The 17,676-nt window shown below is 27.4% G+C and carries 20 protein-coding genes and 1 tRNA gene; 12 read left to right on the top strand and 9 right to left on the bottom strand.

Going from position 1 to position 17,676, the window contains the following annotated elements; genetic code table 4:
• Window position 1: 1 nt before the first annotated feature.
• From tmk to rsmI, 3 genes are read left to right on the top strand one after another with little or no spacing between them, the layout of a single operon-like run.
• Window positions 2-658 carry a dTMP kinase gene (tmk, locus tag ACM0L0_RS02620; RefSeq protein ID WP_416738430.1) on the top strand — a complete coding sequence of 219 codons (657 nt, stop codon included), beginning with the start codon at window positions 2-4 and terminating at the stop codon, window positions 656-658.
• Window positions 645-1,571, top strand: a complete 927-nt coding sequence (locus tag ACM0L0_RS02615) for a hypothetical protein (protein ID WP_416738429.1) — start codon at window positions 645-647, stop codon at window positions 1,569-1,571. The genes tmk and ACM0L0_RS02615 overlap by 14 nt, the downstream gene beginning before the upstream one ends.
• Window positions 1,564-2,271: a 16S rRNA (cytidine(1402)-2'-O)-methyltransferase gene (rsmI, locus tag ACM0L0_RS02610; protein ID WP_416738428.1), complete on the top strand. Its 708-nt coding sequence runs from the start codon at window positions 1,564-1,566 to the stop codon at window positions 2,269-2,271. The genes ACM0L0_RS02615 and rsmI overlap by 8 nt, the downstream gene beginning before the upstream one ends.
• 56 nt (window positions 2,272-2,327) lie before the next feature.
• On the opposite strand, the gene ACM0L0_RS02605 is transcribed toward rsmI, so the two are convergent.
• From ACM0L0_RS02605 to ACM0L0_RS02595, 3 genes are all read right to left on the bottom strand, one after another.
• Complete coding sequence (locus tag ACM0L0_RS02605) at window positions 2,328-3,911, bottom strand: DUF2130 domain-containing protein (RefSeq protein WP_416738427.1); 1,584 nt, start codon at window positions 3,909-3,911, stop codon at window positions 2,328-2,330.
• 81 nt (window positions 3,912-3,992) lie between these two features.
• Window positions 3,993-4,685 carry a ribonuclease HIII gene (locus ACM0L0_RS02600; RefSeq protein ID WP_416738426.1) on the bottom strand — a complete coding sequence of 231 codons (693 nt, stop codon included), beginning with the start codon at window positions 4,683-4,685 and terminating at the stop codon, window positions 3,993-3,995.
• Between the two features lie 2 nt (window positions 4,686-4,687).
• Window positions 4,688-5,593: a Cof-type HAD-IIB family hydrolase gene (locus ACM0L0_RS02595; protein WP_416738425.1), complete on the bottom strand. Its 906-nt coding sequence runs from the start codon at window positions 5,591-5,593 to the stop codon at window positions 4,688-4,690.
• A 375-nt stretch (window positions 5,594-5,968) separates the two neighbouring features.
• Here ACM0L0_RS02595 and pyrH point away from each other — a divergent pair, with 375 nt between their 5' ends.
• The 3 genes from pyrH (at window position 5,969) to ACM0L0_RS02580 (ending at window position 8,603) form a co-directional block, all read left to right on the top strand.
• Window positions 5,969-6,688 carry a UMP kinase gene (gene pyrH / locus ACM0L0_RS02590; RefSeq protein WP_416738424.1) on the top strand — a complete coding sequence of 240 codons (720 nt, stop codon included), beginning with the start codon at window positions 5,969-5,971 and terminating at the stop codon, window positions 6,686-6,688.
• A complete protein-coding gene (frr, locus tag ACM0L0_RS02585) occupies window positions 6,688-7,239 on the top strand; it encodes a ribosome recycling factor (protein ID WP_416738423.1) in 552 nt (183 codons plus the stop codon). Before pyrH ends, frr begins: the two co-directional genes overlap by 1 nt.
• Before the next feature lie 1,004 nt (window positions 7,240-8,243).
• Complete coding sequence (locus ACM0L0_RS02580; protein ID WP_416738422.1) at window positions 8,244-8,603, top strand: hypothetical protein; 360 nt, start codon at window positions 8,244-8,246, stop codon at window positions 8,601-8,603.
• 441 nt (window positions 8,604-9,044) lie between these two features.
• Here ACM0L0_RS02580 and ACM0L0_RS02575 read toward each other — a convergent pair whose 3' ends face one another.
• Window positions 9,045-9,272, bottom strand: coding sequence for a sigma factor-like helix-turn-helix DNA-binding protein (locus tag ACM0L0_RS02575; RefSeq protein ID WP_416738421.1), 228 nt, complete (start codon window positions 9,270-9,272; stop codon window positions 9,045-9,047).
• Window positions 9,265-10,305: a signal recognition particle-docking protein FtsY gene (ftsY, locus tag ACM0L0_RS02570; protein WP_416738420.1), complete on the bottom strand. Its 1,041-nt coding sequence runs from the start codon at window positions 10,303-10,305 to the stop codon at window positions 9,265-9,267. Before ftsY ends, ACM0L0_RS02575 begins: the two co-directional genes overlap by 8 nt.
• Before the next feature lie 156 nt (window positions 10,306-10,461).
• Here ftsY and ACM0L0_RS02565 point away from each other — a divergent pair.
• Window positions 10,462-10,546 (top strand) — tRNA-Leu (locus tag ACM0L0_RS02565).
• Window positions 10,547-10,620: 74 nt separating this feature from the next.
• On the opposite strand, the gene ACM0L0_RS02560 is transcribed toward ACM0L0_RS02565, so the two are convergent.
• The 4 genes from ACM0L0_RS02560 to ACM0L0_RS02545 all read right to left on the bottom strand — a co-directional run bounded on the left by ACM0L0_RS02560 (window position 10,621) and on the right by ACM0L0_RS02545 (window position 13,200).
• A complete protein-coding gene (locus ACM0L0_RS02560) occupies window positions 10,621-10,884 on the bottom strand; it encodes an HPr family phosphocarrier protein (RefSeq protein WP_416738419.1) in 264 nt (87 codons plus the stop codon).
• Window positions 10,885-10,949: 65 nt separating this feature from the next.
• A complete protein-coding gene (locus ACM0L0_RS02555; RefSeq protein ID WP_416738418.1) occupies window positions 10,950-12,464 on the bottom strand; it encodes a phospholipase D-like domain-containing protein in 1,515 nt (504 codons plus the stop codon).
• A gap of 47 nt (window positions 12,465-12,511) precedes the next feature.
• Window positions 12,512-12,760, bottom strand: coding sequence for a DUF2188 domain-containing protein (locus ACM0L0_RS02550; RefSeq protein WP_416738417.1), 249 nt, complete (start codon window positions 12,758-12,760; stop codon window positions 12,512-12,514).
• 2 nt (window positions 12,761-12,762) lie between these two features.
• The gene (locus tag ACM0L0_RS02545; protein ID WP_416738416.1) at window positions 12,763-13,200 is read right to left on the bottom strand and encodes an RpiB/LacA/LacB family sugar-phosphate isomerase; all 438 of its coding nucleotides are present in this window, start codon (window positions 13,198-13,200) and stop codon (window positions 12,763-12,765) included.
• Window positions 13,201-13,300: 100 nt separating this feature from the next.
• On the opposite strand from ACM0L0_RS02545, the gene ACM0L0_RS02540 reads away from it, so the two are divergent.
• The 5 genes from ACM0L0_RS02540 to era all read left to right on the top strand — a co-directional run bounded on the left by ACM0L0_RS02540 (window position 13,301) and on the right by era (window position 17,604).
• On the top strand, window positions 13,301-15,325 hold the full coding sequence (locus ACM0L0_RS02540) for an Mbov_0121 family peptidase domain-containing ABC transporter (protein WP_416738415.1): 2,025 nt from the start codon (window positions 13,301-13,303) through the stop codon (window positions 15,323-15,325).
• On the top strand, window positions 15,303-15,686 hold the full coding sequence (locus tag ACM0L0_RS02535; protein ID WP_416738414.1) for an MAG1140 family protein: 384 nt from the start codon (window positions 15,303-15,305) through the stop codon (window positions 15,684-15,686). The genes ACM0L0_RS02540 and ACM0L0_RS02535 overlap by 23 nt, the downstream gene beginning before the upstream one ends.
• A gap of 52 nt (window positions 15,687-15,738) precedes the next feature.
• Window positions 15,739-16,248, top strand: a complete 510-nt coding sequence (gene ybeY / locus ACM0L0_RS02530) for an rRNA maturation RNase YbeY (RefSeq protein WP_416738413.1) — start codon at window positions 15,739-15,741, stop codon at window positions 16,246-16,248.
• Window positions 16,249-16,321: 73 nt separating this feature from the next.
• Window positions 16,322-16,720, top strand: coding sequence for a cytidine deaminase (gene cdd / locus ACM0L0_RS02525; RefSeq protein WP_416738412.1), 399 nt, complete (start codon window positions 16,322-16,324; stop codon window positions 16,718-16,720).
• 2 nt (window positions 16,721-16,722) lie between these two features.
• Entirely contained in the window at window positions 16,723-17,604 is an 882-nt protein-coding gene (gene era / locus ACM0L0_RS02520; protein ID WP_416738411.1) for a GTPase Era, read from the top strand.
• Window positions 17,605-17,676 lie beyond the last annotated feature (72 nt).

The raw sequence follows: 17,676 nt of genomic DNA, 5'->3' as shown, positions 1-17,676 counted from the left end.
TATGTTTATATCTTTTGAAGGACTTGATGGGTCAGGTAAAACAACAATCACACAAAAGCTAGTAGTTGAATTAGCTAAAATGCATCCTGAAATTAGTGTGCTTTGAACAAGAGAGCCAGGTGGAAGAGGAATTAGAGAAGCTGAAAAAATAAGAGAAATTATTTTAGATAAAGCTTCTGAGCTTTCACCAGTGGCAGAAGCCTTACTATATACAACTAGTCGTAGAATTCACTTAGAAAAGGTTATTTGACCAGCCTTAGAACAAGGACAAGTTGTAGTTTGTGATAGATACGTTGATAGCTTTTATGCATACCAAGGATATGCTAGAGAACTTGGAATCGAATTTGTTAAAGCTATTACAAATATTGTGATTAACCACACAATGCCAGATATTACAGTATTTTTAAATCTTACACCAGAGCAATCTAAAGAAAGAAGAGAAAGCACTAGACTAGTTGAAGATAGAATGGAACAAGAAAAGTTAGAATTTCATAATTTAGTGTACAAAGGATACTTATCACTAATTAATGAGGATCCAAATCGTTTCATGGTTATTGATGCTACTCAAACAGAAGAAGAAGTTCTTCAAGATATAATTAATAAACTTCACCAACACCCTAAATTCATTGCTTATCTAGAAAAGCATGCTGCAAAATAAAATACTTGAAAATATAAATGATTTAGCTTTAAATGGGAAGTTAAGTCATTTATTTTTATTACAAGGTGAAGAAAATTATCAATTTGATCAAGATTTAATTAATTTTATTAATGCTATTAACAATACCAATCAAGTTACTTCATTAGAATATTTAACTCCAAACGTAATGCTACTAGATGGTAGTGAAGAAAGTATTAAAAAAGATGAATTCGACAATGCTTTTTATGCTTTATCATTTGGAAGTACAACCAAGCAGTTATATAAATATTCAATTCTAGTTATTAAAAATATCGAAAATACTTCTTTAAATGGGTTAAATTCCATTTTAAAATCAATAGAAGAACCTAGTGAAGACTTAATTATTGTTTTAACCACAAATAATATTAATGCATTACTGGATACAATTATTTCACGGGCACAAGTTTTAAGAGTTGAAAGCTTGAGCTATCAAGAAATTTTGGCTACTTGACCTAGCGAACTAGTACAAAAACCTATATCTTTATTATTAGCATATTTATTTAGAAATCCTAATTTAAGTGAAGAAAGTGATTTTTTCCAAGCTGCTGAAGTCGAAATTCAAATGTTAATAAATGCAATTAAACAATCATTAAAACAACCAGAAGCATTGTTTATTTATTTAGATGGTGTGCTAAATAAAGAAGATTTATTAATGAGTAAATTTATTTTATTTACCTTAAAGGCAATGCTTTTAGGTAAAATGCGTTTTTTACCACAAGGAAATGAACTAACAGCTGAATTAAGGGATTTACGTAATAATTGATATAATCATTGTAATAACATTTTGAGCTTTGTGCTAGATATTGATGAATTTATTAATAAGATTAATCGTCAAGCTATCTTTGACTTGCAAAAGCAAATTATGCTAAATAAATTAATGGAGTATTATGGCTAAATTATATATAGTTGGAACACCAATTGGAAACTTAGAAGATATTACTTTAAGAGCTTTACGTATCTTAAATCAAGTAGAATATATTGCTTGTGAAGATACAAGGGTAACGCATAAGCTACTTGAAAAGTATGAAATCAAAAATAAAAAGTTATTAACTTATAATAACTTCACTGAAAAGAGCTCTTCAAAAGGATTATTAGAACTTATTAGAAATGGAAATGACATCGCTCTAGTTTCGGATGCTGGAATGCCTGTGGTTTCTGATCCTGGTTTTGAAGTAATAGCACAAGCAAAAGAAGCAAATATTGAAGTTGAAATTATCCCAGGAGTAAATGCTGCTATTACAGCTTTTGTTGGTTCTAATTTTTCAAATGAATTTACTTTTTTAGGATTTATTAAAGATAAAAGTCAGCAGCGGATTAATCAGCTTTCAACACTGGAAATTGGTACTTATATCTTTTATGTTTCACCACATAAATTATTAGCCACTTTGCAAGATATTGCAACAGTATTTCAAGGCAAAGAAAGAGTTTGTTTAGCTAAAGAATTAACCAAAATGTATGAGCAATGATTTTTTGGAACAGGTCAAGAATTATATGAACAATTTGCTGCATTAGATAGTATTAAAGGTGAATTTACTATGGTTCTTAATATTCCAAAATTAAAACGTGTCAAAGTAAATAAATATAAAAAAGACTAGTAGCTAGCTACTAGTTTTTTATAAAATATTTGAAATTTGTAGTTGAAGCAAAAGAATTATTCTTCTTCAATCACATCAGCATCTTGAATATTAGGTATTTCTTTCATTTTGTGCTCAATTTGAGCTACATCAGTATCATCTTTAATTCCTGATTTTTCATATTCTTTAAGTAGACTAAAGTTTTCAAATTTCTTTGTGAAACGTTTAAATCTACCTTGCAATTCGTTTTCAACAAGATCACGTAAGTTTTTAGTACTATTTTCTAAATTATCAATTTGTTTTAACATCTTATCGATGCTTTCATCAATTAAACGCACATGGAAGTCTTTTAATTCCTTTTTAAATTCTTCGAATTTTTGAAGTAAGACACTTTTAGCTTCAAGATTAATGTCTAAACGATTAAGTCTGCTTTTTTCAATAAATAAACGTTGAAAAATTCTAATCATTTGTGGCAAGGCTTCAAAACGCATTTGAATTAAGTCTTTATATTCAATAATATTTTTAACTAAATAGCTTTCATTTGGTTCTAAAGTAGTAACTAGGAACCCAACGTCAGCTTTATAATTTTTACGATCATTATCTAATTTCTTATAAAAACTAGAATTCTTTTGTTTTCCATCTTCACTTGCTTGATCTTTAGCTTCAATTATAATTTTTCCAATTACTTGTTCAGATTTATCAAAATCAGGATTGAAAAATTCGATTAAGAAATCAGGCTTAGTTCCTTCATCTTTTGCTATCGTATCTTTTCCTTCTTTATTTTTTGATAATGTTGTTTTTGAAAATCTAATATTTTTATCAAAACCAAAGTTTTCATTTAATGAATCCATAATTGATTTTTCGAAATCTTCTCCAAGCTCTTTTGTTGAACGCATATATTTTGCTTGTGTAAGCTTATTATTTTCTTCTTTAAATTTAACAACTTCTGCTTCTAGAGTAGAAATCTTTTCATTTAACTCAGTAATTTTTTGACCAAAAACAGCCTCATCTTTATCTTTTTGTAATTCTTGTCCTTCTGATAAAATTTCTTTTCTTTTCATCTCAAAATTCTTATCAAATTGTTCTTTTAATTCTTTTTCTAAAGCAAGTTTTTGGTTTTCAAGTTCAGTCTTAAATTGATCCTGAAAATTTGATAGTTCAACTTTGTAACCATTTATTTCATTATCTTTTTTCAAAATTTCTTTTGAATATTCTTGGTTAGCATCTTTTGCTTCATTTTCTAAAATATTAATTTTTTCTTTTAATTGAGACATTTCATCACGTAGTTGTTCTTTAACTTTATTGGCTTCGTTTTCTTTGTGTACATTAATATTTTGCTGTAACTGAGCTAATTCAATTTTTTTAGACTCTAGTAATGTTTGAATATTAAATAATTCATTTTTATAGTAATCTTCTTTTTCTCTTATTAGTTTTTGAACTTTTGGTTTATTTTCTAAATCACTTTCATAATCTTTAATCATTTCTTCCTTAATTTTAGTTATAAAAGTGGTGTTTTTTTCCTTGTACTTTTCAAATAAGATTGAAACGTTATTAGAATCTAAATCAAGAAGGGAAATATAATCCCCTATTTTTGCTTCGTTTAAAAGTTCGATTTCTAAATTTTCGAAATCTTTTATTTTAATATTTATTTTTTTACTCATTTATTGCCTCCCGTTATTTGTTTATAATTTAATTTTATCAAATCATAATTTAATGAATAATAAAAGTCGCTTTATCTGCGACTATTTTATTTTGAAATTAAGTTTGCAAACTTGAGCAAGTGCCTCTTCCCCATAAGTAAGAGCAAAGTCTTGAACTTGCTGTTTAACTTGTTTGCTTGCCCCTAGCAAGAAATGAAAATTTCAATTTTTTTCTTGTTCTTGCATATACTCTAATAATTTGTAACGAGCAATAATTGATGCACAAGCAACTGCTAAATGCACATCTTCAGCTTTTTCGATTAGTAAAGTTGGCAAGTCGTATTCAAATAAGTTTGCTCAATTATTTGCAAAAACTTTATTGTGATATTTAAGAATTGAATTTGTAGTTGAATATTTATCAATAATAATTGCATTAGCTTTTGTAGATCCTGCATGATATTGATGCAAGTTTGATAATGCACAAGCATGTGTAAAAAATTTAAGCTCATTATTGTTTAAATTCTTGCTTAATTTATTAAATCCAGCTTGAGACAAAATATAGGCTGAATATGGTAAAAACTCCATTAATTTAGGTGCCAAATCTTTGATTCTAGCATCAGTTAATTTTTTAGAATCCTTAACACCTAAATCTAAAACAAATTTTTTTAAACGATTTGGCAAATATACAGCACATGCTACTAATGGAGTGAAGTAATCACCAACACCGGTCTCATCGACACCAATAACTTCATGTGTTTCTAATTCAAATAACTTAATATCATCAATAAATTTCATGATTATTCTTCCTCAACAGCTTGAACTTTTCTTTTTCTAGCGTTTGATTTTTCAATTTCAGCTTTAGGGTTGTCTAAGAATTTGTGAATGTATTCACCAACTCCACCTTCTTTGTTTGTTTTTGTCATTTTGATTGAAGCATATTTTTTAACATCTTTAGATGCATTTGCCATTGCTACCGAAACGTTAGCAATTTTAAACATAGGCACATCGTTAAAACCATCTCCTAAAGCGATTGTGTTTTCAATTTTAATGTCATAGTAACGGATTAATAAACTTAATGCTTTACCTTTGTTAGCTTGTGTATTTGTAATATCAAATACTGGTGTAAGTCCTTCACCTTTTGATCAGTATGAGAATTCTGCTAAATCTCCATAACGAGTTTTTAAATATCTTCTTAAGAATTCAACATCTGTTGTAGCTTTAACATCAAAGATTACACCTGTTGGCATTAAAGGTAATTTGTGGTAGTCTAATCCGATTTGTAATTTTGAACTTGTTTTAAATCCAAACACTTTTTCTAGTTCTTCATCACGGTGATCAAGTTGAACTCAGTCTGGTCCTTCGATTGCTAAGTTAGTAAGTTCTTTTTGTACTAATGGATCTCCAATAATGTATAAAGCTTCATTTAAGTTTAAGTATTTGATGTAAGGGATAAATTCTTGATTATAAGGGTGGTGAATGTGTGCACCATTAAAGTTTGAAACAATTGTATTTAAACCTAAAGTATCATAGATAAACTTTGTACTTCTTCAAGGTCTTCCTGTAAGAATACATACAACGTGTCCTTCTTCTGTAGCTCTTTTAATAGCTGAAACTGTTCTATCGTGGATAGCACCTGTTGCACTAGATTGTAGTGTAGTACCATCTAAATCGATAGCGAATAAGTATCTTTCTTTTTGTTCCATATTAATAATATCCTTTCGAAATATAATTATTTGTATAACTTGAATAAAAATGGTTTAGGCCATTTTCTGCTAATTGTTATACAATTATAAACATTTTTTTAAAAAACAGAAAAATCCTAAATAATTTCCACATTTTGTTCCACATTTACTTTTTTAGCTTATTTTTACATATTTTTAAACTGTAAAGAAAAGTATTTTTCTTCCTAAAAAATTAAATGTTTATAATTAAATAGCTATTTTAGATTGCTTATAATGATGCGTTTAAGATAAAAAATGATGTTTATAACTATATGTATACAGTAAAAAAAGTAATTAGCATTTCATAACTGGCATATTTTAATATAAAATATAAGCGATAAAAATTAGAGGTGAAAAATGATCAAATATAAAAGAATCTTAATAAAACTTTCTGGAGAAGGTTTTGCAAATAAAGAAAAACATTTAGCAATTGATTATGATTTAGTATCAAAGATTGCTCATCAATTAAAAGAGGTTGTATCTCAAGGAGTTGAGGTATCAATCGTTATTGGTGGAGGTAACTTCTGAAGAGGTGCTTCTGCTGAAAAGAATGGAATCAACAGAAATAGAGCTGACTACATTGGTATGCTTGCAACTATCATGAATGGTCTTGCATTAGGAAGTGGTTTTGAACAAGTTGGATTAAAAGCTAGAGTGCAAAGTTCACTTAACATCGACCAAAGAGTTGCTGAAAACTATGTAAATGAAAAAACTTTAAAATACTTAGAACAAGGTGAAGTTGTAATTTTTGTTGGTGGTACAGGAAGACCATTTTTCACAACCGATACAGCTGCTACACTATATGCTTCTGAAATCGGAGCTCAAGTTATTTTAATGGGAAAAAATGGAACTGATGGAGTTTATGATTCAGATCCTAAAAAGAACCCAAATGCAAAACGTTATGACACTGTAACTTATGATGAAATTCTTGAAAAGAAATTACAAGTTATGGACTTAACAGCCACAAGTATGGCAAGAGACAATAATATTAATTTAATTGTGTTTAACTTACTTGAAGAAAATTCAATAGTAAGAGCACTAGAAGGTACAATTACTCATACGGAGGTAACAAAATAATGGAACTAGAAATGTACTTAATGGAACTTGAAGAAAAGTGTGATAAAGCTATTTCTCACTATCGTTTCGAATTATCTAAAATTTCAACAGGAAGAGCTAACCCTCAAATTATTAAAGGAGTTAGAGTTAACTACTATGACACTTTAACACCACTTGAAGAATTAGCAAACATTAGTGTGCCTGAGCCACAACAATTATTAATTAAACCTTACGACATTACTTCTGTAAGAGAAATTAATAAAGCTTTAGAAAAAGCAAATTTAGGAATTTTACCAGTCGATGAAGGAAGTCAAATTAGACTTACATTCCCAGCTTTAACAACTGAAAGACGTAAGGAAATGACTAAATCACTTGCTAAATTAACAGAAACTGCTAAAGTTGGTGTACGTAATGCACGTCAAGACATTAATAAAGCAATTAAGGCTGATGAAGAATTATCAGAAGATCTTCAAAAGAGCTATTTAGACGCAATTCAAAAAGAAGTTGATAAAGAGATTGCTAAAATTGATGTAATTACAAAAGAAAAGCAAGATGAATTAATGAACAAATAATTAAAAACCAGAGTTTCTTCTGGTTTTTTTATAAAAAATATTTTTGCATTATATTATTGCAGTAAGTGAAAAAAGAGAAATATAAATCATGAATAGTTATAGATTATTAGCATCAATATTTAGAAAATTAAAAATAATAAAGATTTGGAAAATGAGCAAAAAAGGTGTTGATTTTCTCAATAAAGGATTAACTGAAGCACCTTATGTTTGTTTTATTTTGCCAAATACTTTTAAAAGACATTAACACAAAATAAAATAGATCATGAAGCTGAACTAATTTATGAATTAGATTTAGATATTAATAGCTTTTAGTCAGGAATTGAGAATATGATGTAAATTGCGTGTTTCAAATTTGAGCAAATAAAAAAGCACATCATTATTTAAATAATTTAAGAAAAACAGAAAGTGATATAAGAAAATCTCCAGATTTTACAACTTTTATTTATAATAATACAAATAAAACACTAAAGTATTTTGATAAGAAAAAATATAAATGAGATTTTGCTATTGTAAGACTAGGTTTTTATAATTATAATGAGTTTATTTTCGATGAAAAAGACTTAAAAAGAATAGACAATATTTGTTTGTTAAATTAGAAAAACCAGAGTTTATAAAAAAATTTAATTTAATTGATTTTAATAAAATAATCAAAAACAAGACATCAATACCGGGCTTTTCATTATCTGATTTAATAAAGGAATATAACACTATTAAATATAGCGTAACTTTAATAGATGAGATGATTGAAGAACATGATAAGTTAAATAAGAAATAGTTTTGCTATTAATCTATAAGTACTTTCAGCTTTTTTATTATAATTTTAATGAAACTGTATTTAAAAAATTAACTTTTCATATGCATAAATTTGTGACTTCTTCTTTTCTTATACAAATAAATTAGTTTAAATTCATAAATAAAGTATTTACAAATATAAATACTTTTAAAACGAAAAGAAACATCATCATGAATTTCTTGCGCATATGACAATGCTTACTGGAGACAAAATGAATAAAGAAAATAGATTACTTAGAAAACATAAAATTTGAATTATATTATGAACAATAGTATTTAGTATAGTAGTATTGGGAGCAACAATTTCTTATTTAGTTTTATCTGTTGTGTATATAAAACAAAGTTATTCAATAGCTATTGCTTCAATATTATTAATTGTTAGTTTATTCGCAATTTATCAAGCAATGCGCGAAATAACATGAGGATTCCAGTTTTTCTACAAAGATTGTCGGAAGATTGAAAACTATCCCTTTTCTATTGAAACAAACAAAAAATGGATTAATTTTTTTAAGCACTTTTATATGAATAGATGGGATTGAATGAAAAAACAATATTCCAAGAAAAGATCTTAATCTTTTAAACTAGGATATAACTATATAAAGTCGACAATTTCTTGTCGACTTTTTTATAAATAAGAAATATAACTTATTAAAGTGAAACAAAAATACATTAATTATTAAAATGGTGAAGTTAAAAATTAAAAAATATATAAGAGCTACTATAATATAACCCATAAATTTAAGGAAATTACTTTTTATTATTCTAATTTTAAAATGCAAAAACACATTCATAATGAATGTGCTTTTAATATTAATTGTTAGAAATGATTAGTTGGCAAGTCAAAAGAAGTTTTTGAATATAAATAATTTCCTATATTAGAATGTAAACAAAAATATTATTTCAAGAAGAAAACTGATATTTTTATGTATAGCTAAAAATAAGAAAATAGATTATATAGCACTTAACCAAATACAAGTCCTTGCTATAACTAATTTTAAAAATGCAGACATTTCTTATTGATCTAATTGTTTTTCATACTTCAGTAAGTTTTTAATAGCCTTATTTAAAGCATCATAAGCTGCAGAACGTGTTGTAGCTAGTATTTCAGCAACTTCAGCATATGATAAATCTTGTTCATAATATAAACGAAAAACTTGTTGTTGATTTTGGGTAAGTAATTTACCATATTTATCAAATAAAGCTGTATATCTTTCGATATTTTCTATTGATTTATTATTCATGAATTAAATCCTTAGTCATTTCGTAAATAAACATTTCAAGATCAAATTCTTGTAAGTCATCTAGTCCTTCACCTAAACCGACATATTTTACATCAATATCATATTCATCTTTGATTGAAAGAACAATCCCACCTTTAGAAGTACCATCCATTTTGGTTAAAATAATTCCAGTTAAGTTAGCAATATCTTTAAAGTGTTTTGCTTGTGATAAACCATTTTGCCCTGTAGTTGCATCAAGTACTAATAATGATTCATGAGGTGCTGAAGGTTCAAATTTATGAATTACACCAATCATTTTTTCTAGTTCTTTCATTAAATTAACTTTATTTTGTAATCTACCAGCTGTATCAATTATCAGTAAATCATAATGTTCACTTGTAGCCTTATCCATAGCTTTATAAACCACACTAGAAGGATCGGCACCTTCTTTATCTGGTTTAACTATACTTGCACCAATACGTTGAGCTCAAACCCCAAGCTGATTAACAGCACCAGCTCTAAATGTATCAGCAGCTGCAATTAAAACCTTTTTACCTTCTTTGATATATTTATTAGCTATTTTAGCAATTGAAGTTGTTTTTCCTGAACCATTAACTCCAACAAAAATAAAGACATTTAATCTACCATCTTCATAATTTAAATTAGTATTAACAATAGAGTTATTAGCATAAATTGAAAACATCATATCAGCAACTAATTCTCCAATAAGCTTTGGATCATCAATGTTATTAGTCTTGATTTCTTGTTTAATTTTTTCGATCATAACATCAACTAAAGAAGCATTAATATCTGACATAATTAATAATTCTTCAAAATCATCAAAGAAATCTTCATCAATCTTGACATGTTTATTTTGAATTTCTAGAAGTTTCTTTCCGAATGAAGAAGCTGAATTAAGCCCTGTTTCATATTTTTTAAATTTTTCAGAAGCTAATATTTCTTTAGTTTCTTTTTCATCTAGTTCTTTATTAATTGTTTCTACATCTTTTTTCTTTGTAAAAACTTTTTCTTTTAATTTAGTAAAAAATCCCATATATGTATTTTACTAATTAAATCAAAAATGGTGCATGATTTTTTCAAAATACACCCCTTCTTTCGTTTCAAAAGACAATTAGTGTTTTGCAAGAAAAAAGATTTTCTAGTTTCTTATTTATTTCTTTTATTTTTTATATTATAATATTTACATTAAGCCCGAGTGGTGAAATTGGCAGACACGCTAGACTAAGGATCTAGTGGAGCAATCCGTGCAGGTTCAAATCCTGTCTTGGGCACCAGAATATGCGTTTAGCGCATTTTTTTTATTTCATTTTGGTATAAAAAAATCAGCACTTATGAGTGATGAAATTTACTATATTAAACCATTAGCTTCTAGTGCACCTTTGATAGCTTTAACTGCATCAGCTTCATCTTCGCCAGAAACTTTGATTGTGATTTCGGCACCGTGTTTAACACCTAAGGCCATAATGTTCATAATAGATTTTAAATTAGCTTCACGTCCGTTATAAATTAATTTAGAATCAGACTTGAATTTAGTTGCTGTAGAAACTATTAATGTGGCTGGTCTTGCGTGTAGCCCAATCGGGTCAATAATCTTTGATGAAAATTCTTTCATTAGACTCCTCCATAGGATTTACGTTCTATATTTATAAACTTAAATTCTTTTTTCGTACGTAATTATTATATCAGTGGTTTAGTAATATCGTATAGAAATTTTTCAATTACATTAGGCTTTTTATCAATTTCTGGAAAATTTTCCACTTTTTGGCTATCTTTTTCATATTTGTGGAAAATTCCACATAATTCTTTGATAGAATCACCTGTTAAAATGTCCATTGTTTCATATTGAGAAAACATACTGCGTGAATCTCAGTTGTTGGTGCCAACCCAACCATACTGATCGTCAATTAATCCAGCTTTAGTGTGCAAGAAGTGATCTTGATAAATTTTGACTTCTAAACCATAAGCTCTTAATTTGCTTAATTGATAAATTCCGATTTTATATACAAGTTTTTTATCAGGTAAACCAGGGAAAAATAATGTTACTTTTACGCCACTTTTGAGTGCTAGAATAATTTGTTTTTCTAAAGCACGTGTGATAGAAAAGTAAGGAGTGGCAATTTTTATACTTTTCTTAGCATTTGGAATCATTTTTAAGAAAAATAATTCTGCTTCTGAGTGTGAGTAAGATGGGGATTCGGTCACTAATAAAGCTGAATCCTTGTAATTTATATTAGAATCATCTATAAAAAGTGAGGCTTGCACATCTATATCTTGACGTGCAATAACTTTTCAAAACTTAATAAAATGGATAATATAAGCATTAATATAAGGGCCAGTAATTCTGTAATTCAAATCAATTCAGTGCCCATATTTTTTAGACATTGAGGCATATTCATCCGAAATATTATTACCTCCTGAAAATACTACATTATTATCTACAATAATGAATTTTTGGTGATTACGTGAAAAACTAGCAGCATTAATAAAAGGATAATAAATTTTACCAATTAATTTAATTTCAATATTTGGGTGCTTATTTAATTTGCGTAATAATCTTTTTTGTGAAGCCATTGCTCCAAAATCATCAACCAATCATTTGATCTTAACACCTTGGTTAGCTTTTTGCTCTAAAATGTGCAAGAATTCTTGAGAAATCTCTGATTGCTTAATGATGTAAGTAACAATATAAATACTACGTGTTGATTGATTAAGCGCTTGAAATAAGTCATCATAAAAACGATAGCCTTCTGCGAAAAACTCAAAGTTACATGGTAAAACCATATTTTGATTAATGTTTTGCATACGCTTTAGAATCGAAATATGTTTTGTAGTGTTATTAGTATTGATAATATCTTTATAGTTTTTTAATGAATATTTTGCTTCATCATTAATTTTTAATTCATATTTGTTTCTGAATAATAGCCCATAACCTATAAAAATCGCATGTCCAACAAATGGGACCAATAAAACTAGATAAATTCAACTAAATTTAGCCTCATGTTCACGATTTTGTGCATAAATTACAAAAACAAAAACAACATCAATTAGGTATAGTAAGAATAAAAGTAAATAAGCATAACGTCTATCTACATTTAAAATTAACAAGGTTATTCCTACAATAAACCCAATAAATAAGATAATTTGAATTAAGAAAATTACCACATTTTTTAAACTTATTTTGGTTTTATTCATATCTAAATTTTATATTATTAATAAAAATAACGCATAAGCGTTATTTATTATTTTTCTTTGAAGCTTTGACCAGCTCTAATTTTACCTTTTTGACTGTGGATAAGGTATCTACCTTCATTATTTTTTGCTAATTGTTTTGCATATTCGATAGCTTCTTTTTGAGTGTCGAATGTTTTAATAGCTTTTACTCCACCTTGTCTAATTACTTTTCATCCATCTGGATGTTGAGACACGTGTCAAACTGCTGCTAATTCTTTAGCTTCTTTTTCATTAATTTCTAGATTTTTATCAGCCATAATTATTCATCCAATTGATCAATTCTTATTTGGTGACGTCCACCTTCATATTCTGTTTTTAAGTATTCATCAACCATTGCTTTCGCTTCTTCGAAAGTAACTTGACGTCCACCAAAAACAAGAACATTAGCGTTGTTGTGTTGTTTTGCTAAATGTGCATCTTCAACTGATGTAACTCTTGCTGCTCTAATGTGTTTGTGTCTGTTTAGTGCATAAGAAATTCCTAAACCTGTTCCACAAACTCCGATACCAAATGTTGGTTTAGCTTCATCAACATAGTTAGCTAATTCTTTCCCCATTAAAGCGTATGATACAGAATTTGCATCTGTAGAAGGACCTAAGTCAACAACATCAAAACCTTTTTCTTTAAGGTATGTAGCTAGTTCATCTTTTAATTTGAAACCAGCGTGATCACTTGCTAGTGCTACTACTTTATTCATAATATATATCTCCTTTCACTTTTACACCTTAATTATATAGAAAAAATGACTTTTTGTTCATTTTTAGTACACTTATAGGTAAATTTAATTTATATAATGTATGAAAGAAAAACAAGTAGATGTAAGAGATTGCTCATTATTTGTACTAAAATGATTTTATGATCACTTTAATTTTAATTCAATAGATATTACTGAATTAAAATTAAATGCAAAATATACAGAAAATGGAATTTCAATCCCTGATTTTGAAACCTTAGCTAAAAATTACAATTTTGCAATTGAAGTTTTCAATTGTGACTTTGCCTCGCTTTTGCAATTAGATACCGAGACTTTTCCTATTGCAGCATTGATAAAAAAAGATACCAATACACATATGGTTGTGATTAAAAAGATTACTGATAATAAAATTAAGCTTTATGATCCTATTTTTGGCAATCAATCATATAACTATAATGATTTTAAAACGAATTTTTATGGATTAGTGATTAACTTTAAAAAAATAGAAGAAAGTCTACATATTAGTAAAGATTTTAAGCAAAATTCCTGATTTAAAATGGATAAATTTTCTTCCTTTTATCTTTTGGCATTATTATGTGAAATCTTGATACTTTTTTCACTACCTTACTTTAATAAAATTATTTTGGAAAAAATTATACCTAACAAATTAAATGTCCAATTGTTATACTTAGGAATTGTCTTTATATTTGTTGTTTTATTAAATTTTGCATTAAAAAATTTAGGTCAAAAAATATTACAGAAAATCCTTGCACGTAGGCGGGAAAATATTACATTAAACTTTATTAAAAATTTGAAATTTATTAATTATAAAGTCATTGATAAGCTTAGTGTTTTAGAAGCTAAAAATCGGATCGTAGTATTTGACAGTATTATTCAATTTAGTATTAGTTTTCTTCCAGAAGTAATTTCGAGTTTTTTAACATTATTTTTAGCTTTAGTTTTGCTTTGAAACATTAATTTATATTTAATGATAATAATTGTTATTTATTCAGTCCTAACTTTAATAATAAGTTTTATTACTAAAAATATTTATGATAAGGAAATACCTAAATTAATGCAAGAAAATCTTTTGGCTGATAATGCATTTAATAATTACTACAATCATATAAAAAACATTCCAAATTATTATTTAGAAGAAAGATTATTTAATACTTTATCCACAAGTTATCAAAATATGAATTTAAAGCTACTCACTTTTAAGGAAAAAACAATTTCTTTAAATTCCTTTTTAGCAACTTTAGATGTTTTGGCTCCTTTGTGTATATTAATTTTAGGTTCATATCAAATTTGAAATAACAAATTAAGTACTGTAAATTTAATTTTCTTCCTCACTGGAGCTAGTTTGTTTACTCGTCCAATAAAAAATATTTTACCTATAGTTAGTTTATATAGCGAATTTAAAAAAGCTTTTAGTTTGCTAAAAGTTTTTAAATTTGAAGAGGAAGATATTGAACAAAGTAAAAGCTTAGAATCCAAAATTACAACTATTAAACTTTCATCGGTGTCATATTCTTATACTGAGTCTAAGCTTAATAAAGCATTGAATATTCAATCTTGCTTAATTAATAAAAAATATCATTTAGTTGGTCCAAATGGTTCAGGAAAATCAACATTATGTGCAATATTAAATGGTGCAAAACAAGCAGATGATGGTGAAATATTAATTAATGATCAAAAAATTAATCCTTTTTTTGATGCAAGTTATAAAGAAAAAGTTATTTATATTGGAAAAGACAATGATTTAAATCTTTCAGTACTTGATTATTTATGTATAAGCAATTTAGAGCAGTTTTATGAGCTTATTAATCATTTGCAGCTTAATAAGTGCCTGCAACATTTAAATATCAATTTAACTCGAAATATTAGTTTAAATAATCTATCTTCTGGGCAAAAACAGTTTATTGCTTTATTAAGTTTATTTTTGCTTCCTTATGATTTAGTTTTATTAGATGAAGCATTCGAAAATTTAGATTTTGAAACTTTTGAAATTTTAAAAGCAAAATTAAAATCTGAATTAGATTCATCAATTGTGCTTGAAATTAGTCACAATAAAAGGTATTTATATCCTGAAAGTGAGGATTTAGATGTACAAAAAATTAGTGCATAATTATTTGCTAGAACTTTTTCTTGGATTTATATTACTTGGACTATTTATTTTAATTATGTACCTGATTATTACTGTGAAACTACAAGATTATAAAGATGCTTTATTACGCTATGAAGGTGATGATTTATATTTATATAACATAAAGCTCAGTGAATTAGACACAAATAATATAAGTTTAAATATCAATTATGATAAACATCTTTATACCTATGTTGTAGAGGTAAATAGTACAGAAAACAACTCTATGGTTATTAAAAGTGAAGCCTTAAAATTTTTCTTAGATCAAAACAATATTGCAGAAGTAAAAGTAAGTGTGAAGATGAAAGATATCGCTGTTTTAAGCTATCTCTTTTCGCTTTAAATTTAATTAGATAAATACTCTTTTAGCAAAATAAAAAAAGTATAATAATTTTATGAAAATTAACACAGATAAAGAGATTACAAAAGCACAGTCAAATACTGTAGATGAAATTTCAATTCATTCTCGAATTAAACGAGCAATTATTTACCAACAAGAAATGGAACAAATCGTAGCAAACTTAAAGAAATACTTCAAAATTAAAAAACCAGTTATTTTAGACGTTACAATAGTTTCCCCAGCAGCCATTAAAAAACTTAATGCTGAATATAGGGGAAAAGATTATGTTACTGATATCTTATCATTTGATTTTGGCTTTGATTCATTTGATATGGATTCTTTACCATTTGTTCAAATTGGAGAATTGGTAATTTGCTGAGAAAAAGTTGAAAAGCAAGCTAAAGAATTTGGACATTCAATTCGTAGAGAGTTCTGCTATCTATTTACACATGGTTTAGTACACTTAATGGGATATGACCATGAGTTAGAAGACGAAAGAAAAGAAATGAATGCGATTGTGGATGCAATTTTCGATCCACTTAAGATTACTCGCGAATCACTTTAAGAAACGAGCATGTCGGTTAAAGGCGACTAAAGTAAGGATTATATGCTCACAAATTTATTAAGGAGATAATACAATGACTTTTGAAAAATTAAGAGACTTATTAAAATATTCTTACGCACCATATTCTAAATTTCCAGTTGCAGCTATTTTAGTTGCTGAAGATGGAAAAGAATACTATGGAGTAAACGTTGAAAATGCAGCTTATCCATCAGGACTTTGTGCTGAAAGAAGTGCAATGTTTGGATCTGTAGCATATGGCGGAAAAGTTGGAACATTTAAAGAAATTCACATTATCAGTGGGAAAAACGAAATTATTAGTCCATGTGCTGGATGTAGACAAGTAATGACTGAATTTATGCCATTAGATGCAAAAGTTTACCAATACAGTAATGACGGAAAAAGTGTTAGAGTTAACACTGTTGAAGAACTTGTTCCATTCAGCATTAGAGCAGAAGAAATTACAATTAAATAATTATGAAAATTTGCTTTGCAAGTATCCTTGGTAGACCAAATGTTGGAAAAAGTTCATTACTAAATGCAATTTTAGGTTACAATGTGGCAATTGTAACTGATACAGCACAAACCACAAGAGACCAAATCACAGGTATTTATACTGATGATGACACACAAATTATTTTTACTGATACACCTGGAATTCACAAACCATTAAATAAACTTGGTGAAGCCCTAAATAAAAATGCATATGATGCAGCTAAAGATGTGGATGTTTTATTATTTTTAACACCTGCTGATGAAAAAATCGGAAAAGGTGATGAAATGATTTTAGAAAAAATAGGTAATACAAAAAACAAAATTGCTGTTGTTTCTAAAATCGACAAAATTAAAAGTAAACCAGAAATTTTAGTTGAAAAAATTGCTGAATTACATGCGCATGGTTTTGAAACCATTTTAGCTACTGATGTTAATGATTATCGTTCAATTAATGCATTAATTAATGAAATTAAAAAATACAGTTATGAAGGTGAAGCACAATATGATCCTGAATACTTAACTGATAAATCAATGAGATTTTTAGCTAAGGAAATTATTCGTGAATCAGCTATCAATGCATTATATGAAGAGTTACCTCATTCTATTGCAGTAGAAGTTTCTGAATTTATAGAAGAAGATGATCACATTACAATTGATGCTGTTATTTATGTTAAAAAAGCCTCTCAAAAAGGTATGGTAATTGGAAAAGGTGGAGAAAAAATTAAACAAATTGGTAAAAATGCTAGATTAAAAATTGCTCACCAATTTGATGCGCCAACCACTTTAACTCTTAAGGTTAAAATTGCTAAAAAATGAATTGATGATCCAGATGCTTTAGAAAAATTTGGCTACTCAAGTAAATAATCACCTATATATAAGGTGATTTTTTTCTTTAGCAAACTTTTAGCAAAAGAAAACTTTATTTGCTAAAAAATA

The sequence above is a fragment of the Mycoplasma razini genome, assembly GCF_048076865.1.
GTDB lineage: Bacteria > Bacillota_I > Bacilli_A > Mycoplasmatales > Metamycoplasmataceae > Mycoplasmopsis.
This window is presented reverse-complemented; position numbering and strand designations above follow the sequence as displayed.